The organism is Anoxybacillus sp. B2M1 (assembly GCF_001634265.1).
GTDB classification, from domain to species: Bacteria; Bacillota; Bacilli; order Bacillales; family Anoxybacillaceae; genus Anoxybacteroides; species Anoxybacteroides rupiense.
Map to the genome: position 1 here is coordinate 230601 of NZ_CP015435.1, position 23770 is coordinate 254370.

Consider the following 23770-nt stretch of genomic DNA (forward strand, 5'->3'; position numbering starts at 1 on the left):
ATGGAGGCACTTTCGTTTCTCCTTAATGGATTTGAGACAGCTTTACAGCCATATAACCTCTTTTTCGCTTTTTTAGGTGTGCTGATTGGAACGGCGGTCGGCGTATTGCCGGGAATTGGACCGATGAGCGGGGTGGCGCTGTTAATTCCAGTCACAGCCTCAATGACATCGGGACTTGATCCAGCGCAAGCAGCGACAAGTTCAATTATTTTGTTGGCTGGGGTGTATTACGGGGCAATGTATGGCGGATCGACGACATCGATCTTATTAAATACACCGGGAGAATCCTCCTCAGTCGTAACGACATTGGATGGATATCAAATGGCGAAGCAAGGAAGAGCGGGGGCGGCGCTGGCGATTGCTGCGATTGGCTCGTTTGTAGCTGGAATTGTGTCTCTCATCGGGCTCGTACTCGTGGCGGAGCCGCTTTCTGATTTGGCTTTGAAATTTGGGCCGGCAGAATATTTTTCCTTAATGATTCTTGGTCTTGCTGCTGTGAGCGGGTTAGCAGGGAGATCGATTACAAAAGCATGGATAATGACTTTGTTGGGCTTATTGCTCTCAACGATCGGGATTGATAATGTATCCGGTGTTGCTCGTTTTACGTATAATATTTCATTTTTATACGGAGGTTTAGAATTTTTAACTGTTGCAGTGGGTTTATTTGCCCTTGGTGAAGTGTTTAAATCGATTCTCCACCGGGAACAAAATGGCGGGAAGATCGTTAAAATAGGACAGGTTATGTTGTCAAAAAATGAACTGAAAGAAAGTGCCGGCCCGATTGCTAGAGGTTCGTTGCTCGGTTTTTTGGTAGGAGTGCTACCAGGGGCCGGCGCGACGATCGCGTCATTTTTTTCTTATATTATGGAAAAGAAACTCAGCAAAATGCCAGAAAAATTCGGCAAAGGAACGATCGCCGGCGTGGCGGCGCCCGAATCAGCCAATAATGCAGCTTCTGGCGGGGCGATGATTCCGCTTTTAACGCTTGGCATTCCCGGCTCCGGAACAACGGCGATTTTAATGGGAGCGCTGATGATGTATAACGTGCAGCCTGGTCCACTTCTTTTTGATGAACATCCAGATGTGGCATGGGGCTTAATTGCCAGCATGTTCATTGGCAATGTCATGTTACTGATTTTAAATATGCCGCTTGTCAAAGTGTTTACGAAAATTATTGAAACACCGACGAAATATTTGTTGCCGCTCATTATTGCCATCTCCATTTTTGGTGTTTATGCGGTTCAAGTCACTACATTTGACGTGTTTCTACTCATTGCTTTTGGGGTGTTGGGCTATTTGCTGTCTTCGTACGATTTCCCGCTTGCCCCGCTTGTATTGGGGCTTGTGCTTGGGCCGATGATTGAAAACAACATGCGGCGGGCGCTCACGTCTTCCAACGGCGATTTTATGGTCTTTGTTGAAAAACCAATTTCGCTTGTTTTATTAATGATTGCGCTTTTATGGATTGTTGTTCCATTTGTGATGAAATTAAAAGGAAAATCAGTTATCGTTAACGAAGATATGTAGGAAAAGAAAGGCTTTCTGTCTTTGGGCAGTGAGTCTTTCTCTATGTTTCCAAACTTTTGGAGGAAAACGATGAAACTGCAAACCAAGCTGATTGCCGTTATTTGTTCGCTGCTTCTTGTTGTGATTGTGCTTTTGTCGTTTTTATTTCAACATATGCTAGCTCGGACGCTGAAGGAGCAAATAGGGATGCGCGCGCTAAACGTCGCAGAAACGGTAGCCGCTTCTCCAGCAGTTAAATCCGCTTTTCAAAAAGCAGAGCCAGAGAGGCATCTTCAACCGCTGGCAGAGATGATTCGCCGGAAGACGGGAGCCGAATATGTCGTCATTGGCAATAAAGCTGGCATTCGTTATTCGCACCCGATTCCGGAACGAATCGGGAAAAAGATGGTCGGGGGAGATAACAGAAAAGTACTGCAAGGAAAATCGATCATTTCAGAAGCGGTTGGCTCCCTCGGTCCCGCGATTCGCGGAAAAGCCCCCGTTTTCGCTGAAAATGGAGAGACAATCGGTGTGGTGTCAGTAGGATTTTTGATCAAAGATATTGAAGAGATCGTTTGGTCATACAACGTTAAAATTTTTTTCTTCTCTATTCTTGCTCTTTTGCTTGGTGTCATAGGAGCGATCGTGATTGCTCAAACGGTTAAACGTTCGATTCATGGATTAGAGCCAAAAGAAATTGGGCTGTTGTATCAGGAAAAGCAGGCGATTTTGGAAGCGATTCGAGAAGGAATCATTGCCGTCAATCAAGATGGAATAGTGACGATGGTCAATAAAGCAGCCATGGCCATTCTTGATTGCCAGACGGAACACAGTGTGTTAGGTCAACCGATTTTGCACATTATTCCTCATTCCCGCTTGTTAGAGGTGATCCAGACAGGCAAAGCGGAGTACGATGTGGAAATGGTGATAGGAGGGCAATCGGTGATTGTGAATCGAATTCCAATTATGGATAAAAAGGGAGTGGTTATTGGAGCGGTATCGACATTTCGTAATAAATCAGAGCTATACCGCCTCACCAAAGAGTTATCGCAAATTAAAAGCTATGCGGAGGCGCTTCGAGCACAGACGCACGAATTTTCAAATAAATTATATGTCATCTCCGGGCTTATTCAGCTTGAATCGTACGAAGAAGCACTGGAGTTAATCACAAAGGAAACGAATCTACAACAGGACCTCGTTCATTTTGTCATGAAAGAAATCCCCGACCCGATGCTCGGTGGCTTGTTAATTGGCAAGTTTAACCGTGCCAACGAGCTAAAAATTCAATTGGCCATTGACCGACAAAGCAGCTTCCGAGATATTCCACTACATATGGATCGCGATCATTTGATTACAATTATCGGAAACGTGATTGATAACGCCATGGAAGCGGTCATCGAAAATGAGCGCCCAGAAAAGCGGATAACGGTGTTTTTAACCGATCTTGGTGACGATTTAATTATTGAAATTGAAGATACGGGAGTAGGAATGACAGAAGACGTGCGAGAGAAAATGTTTGAAAGAGGTTTTTCGACGAAGGCGGCCGCCCATCGCGGCTACGGCCTTGATTTAGTACAGCGTTCTTTGAAGCTGTTGCACGGCTATATGACGATTCAAACAGAAGCAGGAAAAGGCACGTTGTGTACAATTGTGATTCCGAAAAGGGGAGAAGCGAGGGATGTTGATGAGGACTCCAATTCGCGTATTAATTGTCGAAGATGATGAACGAATTGCAGAAATTAACCGTCGGTTTACTGAAAAGGTGGAAGACTATGAAGTGATCGGCATGGCGACGAATGAACGGGAAGGAAAGGAACTTGTTGAGGTGATGCAGCCTGATTTGGTGCTGCTCGATATTTATTTCCCTGATATGAACGGGCTTCAATTTTTAAAATGGATTCGCAACAGTTTTACGAATATCGATGTTATTGCGATCACAGCGGCACGAGAGATTGATACTCTAAAGCAAGCGATGCACGGAGGGGTATTTGATTATATCATAAAACCCATTATGCTGAGCCGTTTTACAGACACGTTGGTCAGATATAAGGAATATTACAAAAACATGAGCCAATTCATGAATGAGAAAGAACTTATTGAACAAGAGGATGTGGATAAATTGATCCGGCGTGAACAAACCGTCTTTTCTAGAGAAAAGGAACTTCCAAAAGGAATCCACCAGCTCACATTAGAGAAAGTGCTGGCAGTCATAAAGCGGTATCCGCATGGAATTACAGCGGAAGAGATGGGGAGGCTGATCGGAGCGAGTCGAACGACGACACGGCGTTATTTAGAATATCTTGTGTCTATTTCACAAGTAGTAGCGGATATTGCATACGGTTCGGTCGGACGACCGGAGCGCACTTACCGCTTGAAAAAGTGAATAGCTATTATAGATAGTGATCACTCAGACCATTAGTTATTACGTCCTTTTGATGGGAAATTAAGGTGATTGAAAAATATTAGTTTGCACGCTTCTTTTCGCAATTAGCTTTTTTCTCTTCGGCAAAAATGTGCAAACCCACGCCATTATTGCTATTCACATTCCTTGATAAAAACCCCTGTTCAGCTCTATCACATAATGGAACAGGGGAGTTTATGAATCTTTGCTGAAAGGTCTGTATCCATTGTTTCTCTCCATTTCAGTTATTTAACATATGTTCTATTTGCTCTGGGTTAAGCTACGGATAAATCAATCAGGTCAATCGATTTAATTCCAAATTCTTCACATTTTTCTACGTATCGTTGGTAAGCTTGTGTGTACATTTATATTTACCCCTTGTTACGCCGTCTTTGTTGTTTGTTCGGTGCAAGCCTTTTGGAATGGACCTGTAAGATTGCGTTTATTATTCTTCATGACGCCCCATACATTTTTCGCACTCGTATAAATAGGATTCATGCTGTTCTACAATTTCTTCTCCACACTCCCGGCATTGCTTTGGCGGCAAGTTGCGATAAAACTCTAAAGATAACATGTTCGTGACCTCCTAATATAGTGAATGTTAAGTGTATTGTATTATAACAAAATATAAAAATCAATATCTGTTATATAATTATTTTTAGAATTTATTTGAAAAGGTACCTAGATTACCAATGTATAATGGTTGTGATATTACGTATCAAACGAAATAGATCAAAAATCTAGTATTTGCTCGAAATCGTGTTTTCACAAACTCCATTTTCAGGAAGGAAAATCGGAAAGCGATTAAATAGGATGGAAAAGCGATTGAAAAGTGTGGAAAGCGGGCGAGGGGAACTAGTAATAACTATTTACTAAGAAAATCGGCTTAAGGAGAGAAATTAATGTCGTCGACCTCCAATCGTGCAAAAATCCCGGGGGATCGACGACACTCTCCCATCACCAGCGACCATGTCCATCAAAGGATTGAAAACACATAGCCCTTGAGCCAAAATAACCTAGTAACCATTTTAAACCAAATACTTATGTAACAACGATTTTTTTGGGTTTTTATCTTAACTATGAGGGATTGAAACTCTTTTTGCCGTCTCAAATACCCTCGAACCTTTTCAGTTTTTATCTTAACTATGAGGGATTGAAACCTCGATGAATGGACAAACCATCTTTACCATATACACGGTTTTTATCTTAACTATGAGGGATTGAAACAGATGACAAAAGAGTGGATACAAGAACAGATTTTGAGTTTTTATCTTAACTATGAGGGATTGAAACAGATGACAAAAGAGTGGATACAAGAACAGATTTTGAGTTTTTATCTTAACTATGAGGGATTGAAACTCAGTATGCGAAATTTGCGCCACTTCCGTGATATCCGTTTTTATCTTAACTATGAGGGATTGAAACTGGTCACACGATACATCGAAAGTGCTAGGGAGCACGGTTTTTATCTTAACTATGAGGGATTGAAACGCAATGGCGGGATACGTACTCTCGGCAGTGTGAGTGCGGTTTTTATCTTAACTATGAGGGATTGAAACCCGTCTAATCCTGTGTCACTCACCTCAAGAACGATCTCGTTTTTATCTTAACTATACGGAATTAAAACAAAATAAGGAGGGGAGAATGTGGTTCCGGAGATCATCGTTGCGTTGTTTTGTACGCTATATATTGTGATTTTTTTAAACCTTTTGATTCGCTTTGTAGAAACCGAGCGAAAAAAAGAAAGGTTCTCTTGCCTACGATGGAAGATACCGCTTCAAGAAATCGGTATCGCATCAGAACTTTAAGTTTTGCTCAAAAAAATATGAAGGGCCTATTTTTTATGTTAGGAATCGTCCTTCCTTTGGTCATCATGACACTCATCTTTCATACGGGAAATGTTTCCTCCGTTTTCCCATTTTTATATTGGGCATTGATGCCTTTTATTTATTTGAACTTATTTGATTCTTTTGAGATTTGTGAGAATGGAATTTGTGGAGATAAGCTGTACCGTTGGGATGGAATTAAACAAGTTTCATTTGAACCTATCGATATTTTTCATCGTTATTACGGTTTGTTAGAGACGAATGAAACCACTTATGCGATGTGGCTGTACGATAGGGAAGGGAAAAAATTGATGCATCGTGTTACGATCGTGAATGGCCAAGAAAAGCAAGATGTCACTGAGTTATTGGAAGCTCGTTCTGTTGAAGTAACATGCTTGCAAAAATCATAATCATAAAGAGCTCTCTCGTCGCCTGTGCGCCCCTTTGCTCTCGAAAAACATCGTACATGTCTCAAAAATTTTTAATATGCTATCATTTTGTTTTTAAGGAAATATATGGAGATGAAAATACAGACAATGCGTGTTAGCCCCCCTATTTGCTCAAAACAATGGTTTTTGTGAACTCGGTAAAGTCTGCTAAATGATGATCGAGTACTCGTGATGCTAGTTAAGTGTTAAAACTCAACTAGCACCACGGGTGAAATATAATGCTATAAAAGGAGGTCCTTGATGAGCGACTTATTTGACAAGGATCGTTCTATCATAGCAATATGCGTTTCGCTTATTGCTGCATTTAAAGAACGTCATTTCCGCTTCCCAACAAGTGGCAGCGGAAGATGAATTAATGAAAGAAGTATATCGAGATTCAATCGTAAAAAATATGAAATTCTCGAAGATCAGCTTTGGAAGCTGTTGTCGAAGATTTTCAAGGCGTCCGGTTTGGAGTTACACAGCCCAAGAGCGTGCTATCGGCAAGCTTTCAAGGAAGGGCTGGATTGAAATATCGATATATGGAACGATATATTAAGTTCGCACAATGCAACGGCTCATGTATATAATGAAGAGGATGATGAACAGATCAAACAAAAAATTGTTGATGAGTACGTTCAGCAAATCGAAGCATTGTTGCAAAACATTAAAGAAGAAGTGATCGATCGTGACGCACGGAATTAACAAAAATGTTTTTGAGCGTCTGATCGCGTATTTTCAAAGCGAGAAAGAGATTCAAAAAGTCATTTTATTTGGCTCGCGCGCAAAAAATACGGCGCGGCATCATTCCGATATCGATCTGTGCATTGATTATACGGGAAAGCAAAAATAGTGGAAAGTGATCATTGATATTGACGACATTGTTGGCATATATTCGTGCGACGTGCTGTTTTGTGATTCATTGAACCAAGAAATCGAGCGGCAAATCGAACGCGATGGAATGGTGATTTATGAAAAATGAAAGGTGTGTTAAGCAGACGGATTGCCACCGGCTGCCCATTCTCTTTTTACCGCCAATGGCATCGGTGTCGGCAAGCCGCTTCCAACCGTTCACATGCCTGACGCACTGTTGAGCGAGCACAAGACAAACTTTTGTCCGCGATCGGCTTTCATAAAGGAGAGTGGCGACAACGAGTGCCCGCCGTATTTGGCGGATTCCGCTTTAAATCTCGATAGGTTTCACCATCTCCAGACCAATTCGCTAAAAGCGGGTTACAACTAATTTTACAGCCAGCGTACTTTCATAAAGGATGGCTGTTTTCTAAGAAATCTATAACATGTCTAATAGCTATGTGCTGATCACCTGCTAAGTATGATACCGAATTGAGTTCTTTCCAATAATAATTGAACTGTAACCCTTTGTCCTCTCCTGATGACTGGACAGTATGTGACCCTTTGTCTTTTTTAACATTCTTCAGTCGAGAAGTCTCCCACTTCTAAATCTTGCGAAGCTTGATGAAAGTGGGAGATGAATCGACTTCGGACAAGGACAGGCTTTTGCCTGTTCAATTGTCTGACCCTGTGGTAAAATAAACCTATGTCGTTCTTTCATAACTGGATATAGGAGGTTGCATGGAGAAAATAAAATGCGAAAACCAAGCTGATCCTTCCATGCGTAAAATATCCAAGGTACAAAAGAACTCCGAATTGTCGGACATCTAGGGTTGGAACGACCTGAAGTCACGCTCAGGGAGACGAAAGGCGGCTTTCGTCGTGGAACTGAGAAGCTCCCACTTCAAGCTTTAGCTAAGTGGTGAGTAGTTCACTCTTATGGTAATATATCTCGCATAAAATCTCTGTAATTCAGGTTGCTTTATCTAATATCCGCTTCCTCTTTCATTTCTCGTAATACAGCACTAGATCAATCACGGTCACAAGATTCAAATATTCCTCCAGGTATTTGAATCCCTGCCTCAGGAATATTTTGATGTTCAAATACTAAAAGCTCCCAAGTATGATGAACATTTCGGATGATATAAGCCAAAACCTCTTTTACATGGATATTGATGTATGATTCCCCTTTATTTAGGCAATCTAGCTTTGCTTGGATCTTTTTTACGATAAAGCAGCCAATGCAAAACCCAAGAATGGCCACAAAGGCCGCCAGAGCCACTAGGAGCGTAAATACGTAAGCGATCTTTGTCCATCCCGCTAAAAATGACACATAACCGATCGATAAGCAAATGACCGCAATGGTTTGATTAAATTGCTGCTGTGCATCATCCTCAGGAATGTATTCGCTTGGTTCCTTTCGTAAAAAGAACTTTGCGGCTCTCATCACGGGATGGAAATGAAAGAGTAATCCTAAAAGGCCGGAGATCAATGGAAATAGCAGCAGCCATTCTTGATGGGTCATCCAAGTGAACAGAACCGAAAGAACGATAAACCATTGATTTACACGTACGAATGGACGAGGAACGGAGGAAGGGGCTTTTGGTCTCCTAATGCCAGTATTTCTTATATGTTTAATTATATTTATGATATTTTACAGTAGACGTCATGATTTGTGAAGAAAATTTGCAGAGGAGGAGTTTTAGATTGCTTATGGGCTGACGTAAGCGATGATACGGATAATCATTTTGTGTTCTATCCCCAGCATTCAGTATAGGAATAAAAACGAGTCTCAGCCAGCCGCTAACAAATTGTGCATAAAAATCCTAAAAAGCTTTCATCCCGCGTCACGATCCTCACCCGCCCGTCTGTACATCACATCTTCACTTGTCTGTCCAGCGTTTTCGGTCTTTCGTGCTTCAGATGGTTGAGCATTAGCTTTACCTCCAACTTCGAAGCCCTTAAAAGGCTTTTTGGTTTCGCGTAGAACAAAAGACAAATAAAATATCATTAATTTTTAGAATATAATAAAAAATAAAATTTTATATAGTATTATTTTTTGATAAAAACCTATTATACAAAGGATTTTAGATAAGATACGAATGAGAAGTATTGAAAAAATAATAATAAAATAATTCGGAAAAATTATTTTGTGCTGTTTAGTATGATATAATCCTTGCAACTATATAATTATACATTTGTACTTCTGAGGGGGACAGGAGAAATGGAAAAGGAAATGAAATTAAAGCGCAACATCGGTTTTTTTGTTTCTACGTCTTTAGTGATTGGAACTGTAATAGGTTCCGGAATCTTTATGAAGCCGGGGGTCGTCCTGTCTGCGACCGGTAATTCCAATATGGCGCTTTTGGCGTGGATTATCGGCGGCATTATTACATTGGCAAGCGGCCTAACCATTGCTGAAGTCAGTGTGAAGATTCCTAAAACTGGCGGATTATACGCTTATATTGAAGAAGTTTATGGGAAAACATGGGGGTTTTTGTGCGGCTGGGTGCAAACAATTGTCTATGGACCGGCTGTTATTGGTGCTCTTGCTCTATATTTCGGTACATTAATGGCTGACTTTTTTCATTTTCCAAAAGGAAGCAGCCTGATCATCGGAATTGTAACGACGATTTTACTTGCAGGTTTGAATTTATTGGGAACAAAGTTTGGCGGATTTATTCAAACGGCTTCTACAATCGGAAAGCTGATTCCGATTATCTTGATTGCCGTATTTGGAATGTTTAAAGGCGATGCCGCTGTTTTTAATGTAGAAAGTGGAAATATTCAAAATTTAAGTATGGGGGCTGCTATTTTAGCCACGCTCTGGGCCTACGATGGCTGGATGAATGTCGGATTTATGGCGGGAGAAATGAAAAACCCTGCAAAAGATCTTCCAAGAGCCATCATTTCTGGACTTTTAGTTGTTATTATTGCTTATTTATCGGTTAATATTGCTATGCTGCACGTGCTTCCTGCTGATCAGATTGTTGAGTTAGGACCAAATGCGGCATCAACAGCAGCAACATTATTGTTTGGCGAAATCGGCGGAAAAATTTTAGCGATCGGTATTTTAATCTCGATTTTTGGATGCTTAAATGGAAAAATTCTTACATTCCCGCGAATTCCTTACGCTATGGCAGTAAGAGGGCTTCTTCCAGGATCGAAATTCCTTTCCGGCATTCACCCTAAATTTAATACGCCGGTAGGGGCCACTGTTGTACAAGCTGTGATTGCGATCGTGATGATGATCTTTTGGAATCCTGACAGGCTGACGGATATGGCGATTTTCGCTGTCTTGCTATTTTATGGATTGTCTTTTAATGCGGTTTTCTTGCTTCGCAAAAAAGATAAAAATGAATCGCATTTATATAAAGTTCCGTTCTATCCGATTACGCCGCTTGTGGCGATTGGGGGTACGGCATACATTATTATTAGTACATTGATGAATGCTCCTGCTGACACGCTTTTCTCGATTGGTATTACGTTAATTGGTTTGCCGGTCTATTGGAAACTGAAAGAAAAAAATAACAGCACTTCAAATTTAAAAGCAAGCTAATGTAAACAAACGCGAACAGTGATTATGCTGTTCGCGTTTTTAATTAAATCGGATTTTTTAATGGGGATGTCCTGCCATTCAGATTTTGAAAGCCGATGCTTCGATCATTGTCACCGATTTGCCGAGATGACGCATCTGACTGATTCAGGAGGAGAAATATGGAGTCATCTTGCTCTGTATTGTAAAATATAACATATAAAGATAAAAATGAAAGGAGGGTTAAGTTGGTCTTTTACTCGAAAAAAGGACCCATTAGTTCCATCGTGACATGGCTATTAATCGTTGGAAGTATTGTGTTGCCAACAGCTGTCCACTTAGAGTTAGGTACTATAGCGGAGGGTCTAACTGTTAATGACAAAATTTTATTAATCGTCATTTGCAGTTTGTTTACGCTATTTTTGTTTTCAGGATGGTTTCATACATTTTACATTTTAACTGACAAAGTCTTAAAAGTAAGAGGAGGAATTTTTAGTTGGACAATTCCTCTTGAAGAAATTGAAGCGATCACCGAGTCTAAAAATCCCCTGTCAGCATCGGCTTTATCACTTGACCGCTTGCAAATCACATATGGAAAGTCGAAGTTCATCTTAATTTCTCCTAAAGACAAATCGTTATTTTTAAAACAAATAAAGAAAATAAGACCGGACGTCCTTATTGAGGGGTAATTTTCCTATCTGCCGAAATGTGGTCGGGAGCGGTTCTTTTTCGTTCATTAAAAGCGCTAGACATCGCCAAAGGTGTCTAGCGCTTTTGAATGGATTACGCGTTTGTCGGACCATTTTCAACATGTGTCAGCTTCCTATCATTTTTTTGTAAAAAAACATATTATATGGATTTAAACAAACAAAAATTTTTTTGTGTTAAATCTATTGACTTCTGAATATTTCGACAAGTATAATAGCAACTAAGGAAAGCGTTTACCTTTAAAAATGATCAAGTTTGATTTCTTGAACATTTTTATTTTTTTATGCATCTAAAGGAAAGCGCTTAACTAAACCGTGTGATATTGAAAGGGCAGGGGTGAATGGAAACGGATGGAGAAAGTAAAAGTAGGGATTGTCGGACTTGGAAGGTTAGGCAGGCAGCATGCGGAAAATTTAGCCTTTCGCATTTCGGGCTGCGAGTTATTGGCTGTTTGCAGTGTAGCAGCAGAGGAAGTCGAGCAGGTTCAGAAGGATTGGGGCATCAAATACGGTTATACCCAATTTGACGAGATGTTACAGAATCAAGAGCTGGATGCTATTTTCATTTCGTCGCCTTCCAATTTCCATTGCGAACAAATCGTAAAAGCATTAAATGCAGGGTTTCATGTGTTTTGCGAAAAACCGCTTGGGCTATATTTAGAAGAAGCTTTGCGTGTTCAAGAGGCCGTGAATCAACAGAAGGATAAGATTTTTATGCTCGGTTTTATGAGAAGATATGACAAGTCTTACCAATATGCCAAAAAGAAAATCGAGGAAGGAAAAATAGGCGAGCCGATTTTCATCCGCTGCTATGGTCTTGATCCTGCGAAAGCAATGGATGAATTTATACAATTTGCCAAAAGCAATTACAGCGGAGGATTGTTCTTGGACATGGCGATCCATGATTTTGATTTGGCACGCTGGTATTTGGGTGTCGAGGCGAAACAAGTATGGGCGATCGGAGGAGCCTATGCTTATCCGGAATTTAGCGAAATGAATGATGCGGAAACAGGGGCGGCGTTAGTCAAGTTTGAGAATAACAAAATCGGAATTTTTGTTGCCGGACGAAATTGTGCACACGGATATCATATTGAAACAGAAATTATCGGGACGAAGGGGACATTAAGAATTGGCACCATTCCTGAAAAGAATAGGGTGACGGTCTTTGATGAAAAAGGGGCCATTAAAGAATGTTCAGATGGATTTTTAGAAAGGTTTGAACAAGCCTACTTAAGTGAAGCGGAAGAATTCATTGCGTGTATAAGAGAAAATAGACAGCCAGCCGTTACTGTCAAAGATGGAGTGATTTCAACGGCCCTTGGCTATGCATGCAGAGAATCGTTTGAAACAGGAAAGCTTGTTACGGTGCAGTCGCCTATTCAAACGCCGGCCTCACTGATATAAAAGCCAGTTTGAAAATGGAATCGCCCATCCATTATGAAAGCACGGCGGCTTGCGAATGGCCGAGGTCAGAATACGAACTGCCCAACTGGCCAACGAGCCTGTTCGATCATCTGAAGAATCCATAAAAAGGTAATGGCGGATGCTAAGGAGTCATCATCCTGCATGAATATCTGATTGATTAGGAATTCAATCACATAGTGCCCCTTTATCTATAGAAACTTGATTCCAATATTATCTCCACCATCATAAATGGTGATAAGGTCTATATAGATCTAATTTTAAAAAGTTAAAGTGCGGTGTGCTTAATAACCAATTAGAAAGGGGTCCTTAGATGGTAGGGCATGCTGAAAATCTCTTGGAAATGAAAGGTATTAAAAAAAGCTTTAATCAAAACCATGTGCTTAAAGGAATTGATCTTGATATTAAAGCTGGTGAGGTTCATGTGTTGCTTGGTGAAAATGGAGCGGGGAAGTCGACCCTTATCAAAATTTTAACAGGTGCTTATCAAAAGGATGCCGGTGAAATCTATTGGGAAGGGAGGGCTGTTCATCTCCAAACGCCAGCTGATGCTATGAGATTAGGGATTGCCACCATTTATCAAGAATTAAATGTAATTCCCCAGCTCAAGGTTTATGAAAATATTTTCTTGGGCAGGGAATTAAAGCGAGGTGGCAAGATGTCGATGCTTGACCATAAAACCATGCGCGAAGAGGCAAAGCGATGTTTAGAAATGCTTGGTCAAAGCCCAGATCTTGCTGATATGCAGCTTGGGAAGCTCGGCATAGGACAGCAGCAACTCGTCGAAATAGCGAAAGCGCTTACCCTTGATGCGAAGTTGATTATTATGGATGAACCTACCTCCAGCCTAAGTGTACAGGAAGTCCATCAGCTCTATAAGTGTGTCGAGCAATTAAAAGAGAAAGGAATAGCCATTTTATTTATTTCTCATAAGCTTGAAGAGATTAAGAGATTAGGAGATCGGATTACGATTCTACGGGATGGGTTCAAAATTGAAACCTTGCCTGTTAAAACGACAGACACCGATGATTGGATTGAATTAATGGTTGGACGATCTTTGGATGAGAAGTTTCCAAAGCAAACCTTTACACTTGGCCGAGAAGGTTTTAGAGTAGAAAATTTAGAAGTGGCAGGCGCCTCAGAGCCGGTTAGCTTTCGTGTGAGATATGGGGAGATCGTTGGTATTTCCGGGCTGGTTGGCGCTGGGCGCACCGAGCTTGCTAGGGCTATATTTGGAGCCGATCCGCGCCGAAATGGAAAAATTTTTATTGATGGCAAGGAAGTAAAGATCAAGTCTCCGCGAGATGCCATTGATGCTGGAATTGCTTTCATCACCGAGGACCGAAAAGGCGAGGGGCTTTTGCTTGATCAAAAGCTAGATTTTAATATTACGATGGCCAATATGAAAAAATTTACGAAGAAATCACGGCTTATTCATTTAAATGAGATCCGGGAAGAAGCCAAGCGATTTATTCGAGAATTAAAGATTCGTCCTGATCATATCGAGCTTAAAGCTCGCAATTTGAGCGGTGGGAATCAGCAGAAAGTAGTGATCGCCAAGTGGTTATGCACAAAGGCAAAGGTGTTTATTTTTGACGAACCGACAAGAGGAATTGATGTCGGAGCGAAAGTAGAGGTTTATCGCTTGATGAATCAATTAGTTGAAAATGGCGCCATTGTCATTATGATCTCTTCAGAGCTTCCGGAAATTCTCGGGATGTGTGACAGAGTTCTTGTGATGAGAGAAGGAAGAATAACAGCGGATTTGCCAATTAAGGAAGCGACACAAGAACGAATTATGAGAGCGGCTACAGGAGGGTGAAAATCAATATGAGTCAAGTAGCGGTGCAAACGAAAAACGAGGCAGTGGAAAAGAATCGCGCATTTAAACGGATTATCAGCAAGTTCGGGCCTCTAATCGGTCTTATTCTATTAACAGCAGTCCTGACGATTCTGTCGCCTAAGTTTTTAACGATCAATAATGTCATGAATATCGCTCGGCAATCTTCGATCAACGCCTTGCTGGCAATCGGGATGCTTTTGCCGATTCTAACGGCAGGAATCGATTTGTCTGTCGGTTCATTGTTGGCGCTTTCGATTATGATGATGGGAATTGTGACGGTCAATATGGGAATGCATCCGCTTTTGGGTATCCTCGTATGTCTCTCGGTAGGAGCGGCATTTGGTTGGTTAAACGGGATTTTATTAACGAAGCTGCGTTTGCCGCATCCATTTATCTCCACTCTCGGTACGATGAACATTGCCCGCGGCATCGCTTTAATCGTTACAGGTGCGGCTCCGATTGCCGGCTTTCCTTACATGATTCAATTTTTAGGACGTGAATTTGTGGGGCCGATCCCGGTAAGTTTTTTGCTTGTCATTGTGGTATATGTCTTTTTCCATATTTTCTTAACACGAACACAGACAGGGCGTTATATTTATGCGATTGGCGGCAATCCTGAAACTGCGCGCTTATCGGGAATTAATGTCGACCGAGTGCTGATTATTGTTTATACGATTAGCGGTTTCATGGCGGGGCTTGCTGGTCTTGTTATGGTCGGCCGCGTGAATTCAGCTTTTCCTCTTGCTGGACTTTCTTATGAGCTTGATGCGATTGCGGCGGTCATTATCGGTGGTGCCAGCTTTCTGGGGGGAGTTGGTACTGTATGGGGAACATTAATCGGGGCGCTGATTATCGCTGTTTTAAGAAATGGGCTGAATCTCTTGAATGTTTCCGCTGATTTCCAAATGACGGTGATTGGAGCGGTCATTATTGCCGCCGTATTTGTTGATGTGCTTCGCCAGCGCAAAAGCAAAAAAGCTTAATTGTTTGCTAATTGGAATGTTGATAAAGGATCATGCTTTCACAAGATTGCAAGTAAAGGGAAATGGGGGAATGTTGGATGAAAAAGAAAATTCGGTTATTCAGCGTAGCCGCTGCGTTCATGGGTATGGTTCTTTTAGCTGGATGCAATAGTGGTCAAGAAGCGAGTGGAGGTGAAAACACAGAGCGAGTCGCTGTTGTTTTGAAAACGTTATCAAGCCCTTACTGGAAGTACGTTGAGGCTGGAGCGAAAGCGGCTGGCAAAGAGCTTGGGATCGATGTGACCGTTGTTGGACCCAATTCAGAATCTGAAGTGATGCAGCAAGTGAATATGATTGAGGATCAGTTAAGCCAATCGCCTGGTGCCCTTGTCGTTTCGCCGACTCAGCCTGATACAGTCGTCCCGGTGTTAGAGGGAGCCAATGTTCCCGTTCTTCTTATTGACACAGATGCCGATCTTAAAAATAAAACAAGCTTTATAGGTACGGAAAATTATGAGGCTGGATATGAAGGAGGAAAATTGCTTGCCTCCATGCTGCAAAAAGGGGACAAAGCCGCGATCGTTTCAGGTGCGCTTGGAAATACGGCGACAGATGAACGCGTGAAAGGAGCCAAAGCCGCTCTTAAAGAAGCAGGGATCGAGGTTGTTGCTGAACAGCCTGCCGATAGCGATAAAACAAAAGCGATGTCCGTTATGGAAAATATCCTGCAGAAAAATAATGATATCAAAGGTGTATTTGCGGCCAATGATGATATGGCGCTTGGCGTGTTGCGCGCTGTTGAGGCAAAAGGGTTAGATGTTAAAGTGATTGGTACTGACGGAACGCTAGAAGCGGTCGAATCGATTTTAGCCGGAAAGCTTGCCGGTACGATTGCGCAAAGTCCATATGACATGGGCTACGAAGGAGTGAAAAACGCATTAGCCGCCATCAAAGGCAAAAAAGTTGAAAAACGCATGAAGAGCCCTGTTGAGGTGATTACAAAAGAAAATGCACAAGAAAAGCTAGAATTTCTTAAAAAGATAGTAGAGTAGTCCATACGAATGATTTAACCGGTGGTATTCCTTCATGGTAAAATGAAGAAAAAGGACTATCTAAGGAGTTTGAACTAAATGAAGCCGACGATTTATGATGTAGCGAAAAAAGCAGGTGTCTCGATAGCGACAGTATCGAAAGTCGTGAATAACACAGGAAATATTAGTGACCGAACGAGAAAAAAAGTCATGAAGGTCATGCAAGAGCTTGAATACCAGCCGAGCAGCTTAGCGGCGGCATTAACAGGCAAAAGGACATTTACTATTGGTGTCCTTGTCCCGGATATTGCCAACCCGTTCTTTGCTGAAGTAGCGAGAGCTTTAGAAAATTATGCTCGGGAAACGGGATATGCGATGATTTTATGCAGTACCGATTACCAAAGAAAACGAGAGCAAGATTATCTTGAATTGCTTATGAAAAAACAAGTAGACGGCATTATTATTGCGACAGAGCCAAAAGATCTGAGCGCTTTTCGAAAGCTTCAGTCCAGACATATCCCGTTTTTAATGTTTTCGATCGACCATCTTGCTTTATCTTCGCATGTTGTCACGACGGACGATATTAGAGGAGGATACCTTGCCGGGCGTTATCTGCTGGATAAAGGACATCGCCGTTTGGCGATCATTGCCGAATTAAGCCGTCCGAGCGGACGGTTGAGATTGGAAGGCTTTAAACAAGCTCTTTCCGATCAGGGAATTGAATTAGAAAGCCCATTCATTATTGATGCCATCTCTAAAGTGGAAGATGCCAAGCTGGCATCGCAAAAGCTGCTTCATTTACCAGAAAAGCCTACTGGTGTTTTTGCGACTACCGATTTAATCGCAGTGGTTTTTATGAACGAAGCTCGAAAGCTTCACGTGCAGGTTCCGGGAGACATTTCCGTTATTGGCTTTGATAATACGATACATGCCGAAATTGCTGATCCTGGTCTAACAACCATTGCACAGCCAATCGATGATCTGGCCCGCTATGCGGTCTATAAGCTGCTTGAGTCGATTGAAAAACCAGAAATGCCTGGACATCGGATTATGCTGGCTCCTGCTTTAGTAGAACGGCAATCGGTAAAAGACCTAAAGGATCAATATTCGTGACTTCTTGTGCTTCTCTAAGCATGAATGTTAGAAGAGCAAGGAATCAATAGTGAATAGGAAAGCTGCTTTTTGGTTCAGACCCATTTTGCAAAGCAAACATGTGGAGTTCGTTTGGTGCGATAGACATGGTCTTCTTGTTCGATAGACAAACAGAAAAGCTCCCATCCAAACGGACTCTCTTATCGATGCTTTCTACAATGGATTAGGGATGAAGAACCAGCTTGAAAGAAAGAAGAGATATTCTTAGGAAGGACGGTCCAAGCAAGGCGGTTTCTGATGTTTTTTAGGCGAGTGCCTAAATGGTAGGCGCACAACCTTGCTTTCAGACTGCTTCATAGTTTCGCGCAGAAAGTAAAGCGCTTAACTAAAAAAGTGAAAAAATCTAGAAAGTGAATGTTAAAAAAATTTAAAATTAACTTGAGATTAGGCGAAAAAGTCGTATAATAATGGTAAGTAAAGCGCTTAACTTTATTTCGGGTTAGATGTCCGTATCTTTACTAAGAGAAAGGAAGATTCAGGCGATGGGATTGACGGTAGGAATCATTGGCGCAGGGAGAATCGGCAGATTGCACGCAGATCATTTGCGCTTCATTTCACAAGTTCGAGTCAAGAGTGTTTCAGATGTTGCAATTCATCATCTGGAATCGTGGGCGAAAGAGAGACAAATCGAGGTGCTAACAGCGGATTATCGCCAAATATTAATGGATCCAGACATTGATGCGGTGTTGATTTGCTCTCCAACGAATACACATGCCACGATGATTAAAGAAGCGGCTTTAGCAGGAAAGCATATTTTTTGTGAAAAACCGATCAGTTTTACATTAAGAGAAACAGAAGAGGCACTGGAAGCTGTTGAAAAAGCTCAAGTGAAGTTTCAAGTTGGGTTTAACCGCCGATTTGATCCGAATTTTCGGAAAGTCAGGGATCTTGTGCAAAATGGAACGATTGGCGTTCCGCACATTTTACGTATTACATCAAGGGATCCTAAGCCGCCCAGCATGGACTACATCAAGTCGTCAGGTGGGCTTTTTATGGATATGATGATTCATGATTTTGATATGGCGCGCTACATTATGGAAAGTGAAGTGGTGGAGGTGTCTGCTTACGGGGCCGTGCTGGTTGATCCCGCCATCGAAGAAGCGGGAGATATTGATACAGCTGTCGTCACTTTAAAATTTGCCAACGGCGCTCTTGGTGTGATTGATAACAGCCGCCAAGCTGTCTATGGATACGATCAGCGACTTGAGATATTTGGAAGTAAAGGATCGGCATTGGCTGATAACCATCGCCCTACGACCGTTGAAGTCTCTACTTCTGAGCACGTGTCCAAGGATAAACCGCTGTATTTTTTCCTTGAGCGCTATACCCAAGCCTATATGAATGAAGTATCAGAATTTGTAAGAGCTATTCTTACCAACCAGCCTGTTATTTGCAGCGGCTTTGATGGCTTACAAGCCCAACGGATTGCCGAAGCGGCAAAAAAATCGTTGGAAGCTGGTATCCCTGTGAAGCTGGAAGCGGTAAATTCCGCTGCCTCTGTCTAATCGTTTTTAGGGACTATGCGAAGAAAGGAGGAAAATAGTATGAATCTACTAACCTTTCATCAAGATCGTCCACTTGATCTCATCGCGGTCGGCCGGTTGTGCATTGACCTCAATGCGAATGAAATCAATCGCCCAATGGAAGAAACACGAACATTTACGAAATACGTTGGCGGTTCTCCTGCCAATATTGCGATTGGCTTTGCACGGCTAGGCCAAAAAACCGGATTTATTGGAAAAATCGCGAACGATCAAATGGGACGCTTCATTTTGGATTATTTGCAGAAAAACGGCATCGACACAAAAGGGATCGCAATCGACCGTACGGGGGCTGTAACGGGTTTAGCGTTTACCGAGATTAAGAGCCCGGAGGATTGCAGCATTCTAATGTATCGCGATAATGTCGCAGATTTGAAGCTTCATCCATTGGATATTGATGAAGATTATATTAAACAATCAAAGGCGCTACTCATTTCCGGTACCGCCCTTGCGCAAAGTCCATCACGTGAAGCCGTGTTTCTTGCATTGGAATATGCCGTAAAGCATGGTGTGACGGTTTTCTTTGACCTTGATTATCGTCCATATACTTGGACGGATGAGGCAGAAACGGCGGTTTATTATAATTTGGCTGCTGAAAAATGTGATGTCGTGATCGGCACTCGCGAAGAGTTTAATATAATGGAAAAATTGTTGAATGGAAAAGAGGCTAATGATTATGATACAGCTTCTCGCTGGTTTTCGTTCCGCGCTAAAATGGTCGTCATTAAACATGGAGGAGCAGGCTCGATTGCGTATACTAAAGACGGAAAATCTTACCGCAGCGGTATTTTTCGCACCAATGTATTGAAAACATTTGGCGCTGGCGATTCCTATGCCTCTGCTTTTATCTATGGCTTAATGAATGGAAGGGATGTTGCCGAAGCGATGAAGCTGGGAAGCGCGTCGGCTTCAATTGTGATTTCGCGTCACAGCTGCTCTGATGCGATGCCCACTCTTCAAGAGCTTCAGCATCATATTGAGACGGCTATTTATGAGCCTGCTCTATCATAGGATTTTTGTTTTGAATATTCGGGAATTTTAAGGGATGAAAGGAAGATGGTATCGCATGAAAATAACTGTAAAAAGCTTAAAAAACTACATCGGTGGGGAATGGGTCGAATCTGTTTCCAATCGAACAGAGGTTGTATACAACCCAGCAACAGGTGAAGAGCTGGTGATTGTTCCACTTTCCACAAAAGAAGAAGTAGACAAGGCCGTTCAAGCAGCACACGAGGCGTTTCAAACATGGTCTCAAGTTCCCGTTCCAAAGCGCGCTCGTCTTCTTTTTAAATATCAGCAGCTTCTCGTGGAGCATTGGGAAGAGCTAGCGCGGCTTGTGACCATAGAAAACGGCAAAAATTACGATGAAGCCTATGGGGAGGTGCTTCGCGGGATTGAATGCGTGGAGTTTGCGGCAGGAATCCCAACTTTAATGATGGGCAAGCAGCTTCCTGATATCGCAACAGGGCTTGAATCTGGCATGTACCGTTATCCGCTTGGAGTAGTTGCCGGTATTACGCCGTTTAATTTTCCAATGATGGTGCCGTGCTGGATGTTCCCGTTAGCGATTGCTTGCGGCAACACTTTTGTATTAAAGCCATCGGAACGCACGCCGCTTTTAGCGCAACGTCTTGCCGAGCTGTTTGAAGAAGCGGGTTTTCCTAAAGGGGTATTAAACATTGTCAATGGTGCGCACGATGTCGTCAACGGATTGTTAGAGCACAAGCTGGTGAAGGCGATTTCGTTTGTCGGCTCTCAGCCGGTGGCTGAATATGTGTACAAAACAGCGGCAGCCAACTTGAAACGCGTGCAAGCTCTTTCCGGGGCGAAAAACCATTCGATCGTATTAGCCGATGCCAATTTGGAACATGCGGCCAAACAGATCATCAGCGCCGCTTTCGGTTCTGCTGGCGAACGCTGCATGGCGACTTCGGTTGTCGTGGTGGAAGAGTCTATTGCTGATAAATTCATAGCAAAATTGAAGGTGGAAGCCGATGCGATCCAAATCGGAAATGGTCTTGCCGAAGGAGTGTTTTTAGGTCCGGTGATTCGCCAAAGCCATAAAGAGCGCACCATTGGCTATATCGAAAAAGGAATTGAAGAAGGAGCCACACTGGTGCGTGATGGCCGCAAAGACGCCGCTGTAAACAAAGAAGGTTACTTTATTGGTCCGACGATTTTTGAAAACGTTACGCAAGAGATGAAAATTTGGCAAGATGAAATTTTTGCCCCTGTTCTATCCGTTGTACGTGTAAAAAATTTAACAGAAGCGATTGAGTATGCGAATGCATCACCGTTCGCCAATGGCGCTTGCATTTTCACGGATAGCGCAGCCGCGGTCCGTCAGTTTCGTGAAACTATTGATGCAGGAATGCTTGGCGTTAATATCGGGATTCCTGCGCCAATGGCCTTCTTCCCGTTTTCAGGCTATAAGGACTCTTTCTATGGAGATTTACATGCAAACGGTACGGATGGTGTTGAGTTCTACACGAGAAAGAAAATGGTGACAGCTCGCTATATGAAATAACGAAACTATTAAAGGAAGAGATGGGATGGAAATTCGTCTGTGCCATCTCCTCTTTCTTTTCGTTGTTTGTGATCAGTGTGGGATGGATTTTATAGAAGTGAGAGGAGGATTAGAACAGTGGGAACCGTTCGTTTAACAACGGCACAAGCGCTTGTTAAATTTTTGAATAACCAATATATCGAATTTGATGGAAAGCAGCAACGATTTGTAAAAGGCATTTTTACGATTTTTGGCCACGGGAATGTGCTTGGGCTTGGCCAAGCTCTTGAAGAGAATCCTGGCGAATTGAAGGTATACCAGGGACGGAATGAACAAGGGATGGCCAACGCGGCGATCGCATTTGCCAAGCAAAAGCATCGGAAGCAAATGATGGCGGTCACTTCGTCTGTGGGACCCGGAGCGGCGAATATGGTTACTTCTGCTGCTACAGCAACAGCCAACCATATCCCAGTTCTGTTGCTTCCTGGCGATGTATTTGCCACCCGCCAACCGGATCCTGTTTTGCAGCAAATTGAACAAACGCATGATTTATCGATATCTACAAATGACGCGTTCCGCGCAGTAAGCAAGTATTGGGATCGTGTCTGCCGCCCAGAGCAGCTGATGTCTGCGATGCTGAACGCCATGCGCGTATTAACCGATCCTGCAGACACGGGTGCTGTCACGATTGCGCTTCCTCAAGATGTTCAAGGAGAAGCATGGGATTTTCCTGAAAGCTTTTTCGCCAAACGTGTGCATCGGGTGGAGCGCCGCCAGCCGTCGATGGAAAGTGTTCACGACGCGGTCAAGCTGATTCGTTCCAAGAAACGGCCTTTGCTCATATTAGGCGGCGGTGTTCGCTACTCAGAGGCCTCGGATGCTTTTGTAGCGTTTGCAGAAAAATTCCATATTCCATTTGCAGAAACACAAGCTGGAAAAAGCGGCGTGGAGAGTAGCCATCCGCTTAATCTTGGCGGCATAGGCGTGACAGGGAATTTAGCAGCCAACACCATTGCTAAGCAGGCGGATTTAATTATTGGAGTCGGTACCCGTTTTACGGACTTTACAACCGCTTCTAAACATTTATTTAGCCACGCAGACATCATCACGATCAATGTTTCTGAATTTCATGCCGCAAAATTAGATGCAGTGAAAGTCATTGCCGATGCCAAGGCTGGACTTGAGGCCATCAGCGCGGCACTAGGAAACTATGTTTCTGCCTATGAAAATGAAATCGTTGAAGCGAAACAAAAATGGGCGAATGAGTTAAACCGCCTTTATTCGGTTGCTTATCGCGAGAATTTTAAACCGGAAATTGCGGGGCATATCGATGAAAAACTGCCTGAATATAAAGAAGCATTTGGCTCCGCCTTAACGCAAACGAGCGTGATTGGAAGGATTAACGAACAGATTGATGATGATGCCATCATTGTAGGCGCTTCAGGCAGTTTGCCTGGTGACCTGCAGCGAATGTGGGTATCGAAAGCTCGCAACACGTATCATATGGAATACGGTTATTCTTGTATGGGTTATGAAATTGCAGGCGCATTTGGCGTTAAGCTCGCTGAACCGGATAAAGAAGTGTATGCAATGGTGGGCGATGGCAGCTTCCTCATGCTTCATTCCGAGCTTGTGACGAGTTTGCAAGAAGGAAAAAAAATAAACATTGTCTTATTTGATAATTCTGGGTTCGGTTGTATTAACAATCTCCAAATGGAAAATGGCATGGGCAGTTTTGCTACTGAATTTCGCAAACGCAATGCCGAAACAGGACAACTTGATGGCCCGATCATCACGATCGACTATGCAAAGGTTGCAGAAGGATACGGATTGAAAACTTACACCGTTCGCACAATGGAGGAGCTGGAAGAAGCGATGGCGGACGCGAAAAAGCAAACGGTCAGCACGCTCATCGATATTAAAGTGTTGCCGAAGACGATGACGCACGGATATGACTCCTGGTGGCATGTCGGTGTGCCCGAAGTATCGGGCAAAGAAGGCATCGAAGCGGCTTACCAAAAGAAAGAAGCCCATCTTCAATTAGCTCGTAAGTATTAA

The 23770-nt window shown here is 42.7% G+C and carries 18 protein-coding genes, 1 pseudogene and 1 CRISPR repeat array; of the genes and pseudogenes, 17 read left to right on the plus strand and 2 right to left on the minus strand.

What is annotated here, in order from left to right:
* From GFC28_RS01295 to GFC28_RS01305, 3 genes are all read left to right on the plus strand, one after another.
* Nucleotides 1-1527 (plus strand): tripartite tricarboxylate transporter permease, encoded by a 1527-nt coding sequence (locus tag GFC28_RS01295; RefSeq protein ID WP_044746306.1) that lies wholly within the window; start codon nt 1-3, stop codon nt 1525-1527.
* A 69-nt stretch (nt 1528-1596) separates the two neighbouring features.
* Nucleotides 1597-3228, plus strand: a complete 1632-nt coding sequence (locus GFC28_RS01300) for an ATP-binding protein (protein WP_044746305.1) — start codon at nt 1597-1599, stop codon at nt 3226-3228.
* Nucleotides 3191-3889, plus strand: a complete 699-nt coding sequence (locus GFC28_RS01305) for a response regulator (RefSeq protein ID WP_044746318.1) — start codon at nt 3191-3193, stop codon at nt 3887-3889. Before GFC28_RS01300 ends, GFC28_RS01305 begins: the two co-directional genes overlap by 38 nt.
* Before the next feature lie 463 nt (nt 3890-4352).
* Here the strand turns inward: GFC28_RS01305 and yhfH are convergent, their stop codons facing one another.
* A complete protein-coding gene (gene yhfH, locus GFC28_RS18575) occupies nt 4353-4481 on the minus strand; it encodes a protein YhfH (protein ID WP_082063839.1) in 129 nt (42 codons plus the stop codon).
* A 490-nt stretch (nt 4482-4971) separates the two neighbouring features.
* Nucleotides 4972-5534: a CRISPR direct-repeat array (repeat unit 30 nt; unit sequence GTTTTTATCTTAACTATGAGGGATTGAAAC).
* A 216-nt stretch (nt 5535-5750) separates the two neighbouring features.
* Here yhfH and GFC28_RS01310 point away from each other — a divergent pair.
* From GFC28_RS01310 to GFC28_RS01315, 3 genes and pseudogenes are all read left to right on the plus strand, one after another.
* Nucleotides 5751-6143 (plus strand): hypothetical protein, encoded by a 393-nt coding sequence (locus GFC28_RS01310; protein ID WP_044742067.1) that lies wholly within the window; start codon nt 5751-5753, stop codon nt 6141-6143.
* Nucleotides 6144-6713: 570 nt separating this feature from the next.
* A complete protein-coding gene (locus GFC28_RS19635) occupies nt 6714-6866 on the plus strand; it encodes a nucleotidyltransferase substrate binding protein (protein WP_231883474.1) in 153 nt (50 codons plus the stop codon).
* Nucleotides 6847-7143 (plus strand): annotated as a pseudogene (locus GFC28_RS01315) (nucleotidyltransferase domain-containing protein). Before GFC28_RS19635 ends, GFC28_RS01315 begins: the two are co-directional and overlap by 20 nt.
* Before the next feature lie 900 nt (nt 7144-8043).
* On the opposite strand, the gene GFC28_RS20065 reads toward GFC28_RS01315, so the two are convergent.
* A complete protein-coding gene (locus tag GFC28_RS20065; RefSeq protein WP_335340437.1) occupies nt 8044-8664 on the minus strand; it encodes a DUF4395 family protein in 621 nt (206 codons plus the stop codon).
* Between the two features lie 573 nt (nt 8665-9237).
* Between GFC28_RS20065 and GFC28_RS01325 the strand changes: the two genes are divergently transcribed.
* From GFC28_RS01325 to iolD, 11 genes are all read left to right on the plus strand, one after another.
* Nucleotides 9238-10572 carry an APC family permease gene (locus GFC28_RS01325; RefSeq protein ID WP_044741964.1) on the plus strand — a complete coding sequence of 445 codons (1335 nt, stop codon included), beginning with the start codon at nt 9238-9240 and terminating at the stop codon, nt 10570-10572.
* Between the two features lie 224 nt (nt 10573-10796).
* A complete protein-coding gene (locus GFC28_RS01330; protein WP_044741965.1) occupies nt 10797-11237 on the plus strand; it encodes a PH domain-containing protein in 441 nt (146 codons plus the stop codon).
* Between the two features lie 369 nt (nt 11238-11606).
* The gene (gene iolG, locus GFC28_RS01335; protein WP_044741966.1) at nt 11607-12659 is read left to right on the plus strand and encodes an inositol 2-dehydrogenase; all 1053 of its coding nucleotides are present in this window, start codon (nt 11607-11609) and stop codon (nt 12657-12659) included.
* Between the two features lie 331 nt (nt 12660-12990).
* Nucleotides 12991-14499 carry a sugar ABC transporter ATP-binding protein gene (locus GFC28_RS01340; protein WP_044741967.1) on the plus strand — a complete coding sequence of 503 codons (1509 nt, stop codon included), beginning with the start codon at nt 12991-12993 and terminating at the stop codon, nt 14497-14499.
* Between the two features lie 8 nt (nt 14500-14507).
* The gene (locus GFC28_RS01345) at nt 14508-15503 is read left to right on the plus strand and encodes an ABC transporter permease (protein ID WP_044741968.1); all 996 of its coding nucleotides are present in this window, start codon (nt 14508-14510) and stop codon (nt 15501-15503) included.
* A gap of 77 nt (nt 15504-15580) precedes the next feature.
* A complete protein-coding gene (locus GFC28_RS01350) occupies nt 15581-16534 on the plus strand; it encodes a sugar ABC transporter substrate-binding protein (RefSeq protein ID WP_044741969.1) in 954 nt (317 codons plus the stop codon).
* Between the two features lie 78 nt (nt 16535-16612).
* Nucleotides 16613-17626, plus strand: coding sequence for a LacI family DNA-binding transcriptional regulator (locus GFC28_RS01355; RefSeq protein WP_044741970.1), 1014 nt, complete (start codon nt 16613-16615; stop codon nt 17624-17626).
* Between the two features lie 521 nt (nt 17627-18147).
* Nucleotides 18148-19170: an inositol 2-dehydrogenase gene (gene iolG / locus GFC28_RS01360; RefSeq protein ID WP_044741971.1), complete on the plus strand. Its 1023-nt coding sequence runs from the start codon at nt 18148-18150 to the stop codon at nt 19168-19170.
* A gap of 39 nt (nt 19171-19209) precedes the next feature.
* Complete coding sequence (gene iolC, locus GFC28_RS01365; RefSeq protein WP_044741972.1) at nt 19210-20217, plus strand: 5-dehydro-2-deoxygluconokinase; 1008 nt, start codon at nt 19210-19212, stop codon at nt 20215-20217.
* Nucleotides 20218-20272: 55 nt separating this feature from the next.
* The gene (locus GFC28_RS01370) at nt 20273-21733 is read left to right on the plus strand and encodes a CoA-acylating methylmalonate-semialdehyde dehydrogenase (protein WP_044741973.1); all 1461 of its coding nucleotides are present in this window, start codon (nt 20273-20275) and stop codon (nt 21731-21733) included.
* Between the two features lie 117 nt (nt 21734-21850).
* Nucleotides 21851-23770, plus strand: coding sequence for a 3D-(3,5/4)-trihydroxycyclohexane-1,2-dione acylhydrolase (decyclizing) (iolD, locus tag GFC28_RS01375; protein ID WP_044741974.1), 1920 nt, complete (start codon nt 21851-21853; stop codon nt 23768-23770).

Excerpts from the sequence above, each read along its gene's own strand:
- GFC28_RS01325 (WP_044741964.1), top strand. The coding sequence starts at position 9,238 with ATGGAAAAGGAAATGAAATTAAAGCGCAACATCGGTTTTTTTGTTTCT.
- iolC (WP_044741972.1), top strand. The coding sequence starts at position 19,210 with ATGAATCTACTAACCTTTCATCAAGATCGTCCACTTGATCTCATCGCG.
- iolG (WP_044741966.1), top strand. The coding sequence starts at position 11,607 with ATGGAGAAAGTAAAAGTAGGGATTGTCGGACTTGGAAGGTTAGGCAGG.
- GFC28_RS01340 (WP_044741967.1), top strand. The coding sequence starts at position 12,991 with ATGGTAGGGCATGCTGAAAATCTCTTGGAAATGAAAGGTATTAAAAAA.
- GFC28_RS01300 (WP_044746305.1), top strand. The coding sequence starts at position 1,597 with ATGAAACTGCAAACCAAGCTGATTGCCGTTATTTGTTCGCTGCTTCTT.
- iolG (WP_044741971.1), top strand. The coding sequence starts at position 18,148 with ATGGGATTGACGGTAGGAATCATTGGCGCAGGGAGAATCGGCAGATTG.
- GFC28_RS01305 (WP_044746318.1), top strand. The coding sequence starts at position 3,191 with ATGAGGACTCCAATTCGCGTATTAATTGTCGAAGATGATGAACGAATT.
- GFC28_RS01345 (WP_044741968.1), top strand. The coding sequence starts at position 14,508 with ATGAGTCAAGTAGCGGTGCAAACGAAAAACGAGGCAGTGGAAAAGAAT.
- GFC28_RS01370 (WP_044741973.1), top strand. The coding sequence starts at position 20,273 with ATGAAAATAACTGTAAAAAGCTTAAAAAACTACATCGGTGGGGAATGG.
- yhfH (WP_082063839.1), bottom strand. The coding sequence starts at position 4,481 with ATGTTATCTTTAGAGTTTTATCGCAACTTGCCGCCAAAGCAATGCCGG.
- GFC28_RS01350 (WP_044741969.1), top strand. The coding sequence starts at position 15,581 with ATGAAAAAGAAAATTCGGTTATTCAGCGTAGCCGCTGCGTTCATGGGT.
- GFC28_RS01295 (WP_044746306.1), top strand. The coding sequence starts at position 1 with ATGGAGGCACTTTCGTTTCTCCTTAATGGATTTGAGACAGCTTTACAG.
- GFC28_RS01355 (WP_044741970.1), top strand. The coding sequence starts at position 16,613 with ATGAAGCCGACGATTTATGATGTAGCGAAAAAAGCAGGTGTCTCGATA.
- GFC28_RS01310 (WP_044742067.1), top strand. The coding sequence starts at position 5,751 with ATGTTAGGAATCGTCCTTCCTTTGGTCATCATGACACTCATCTTTCAT.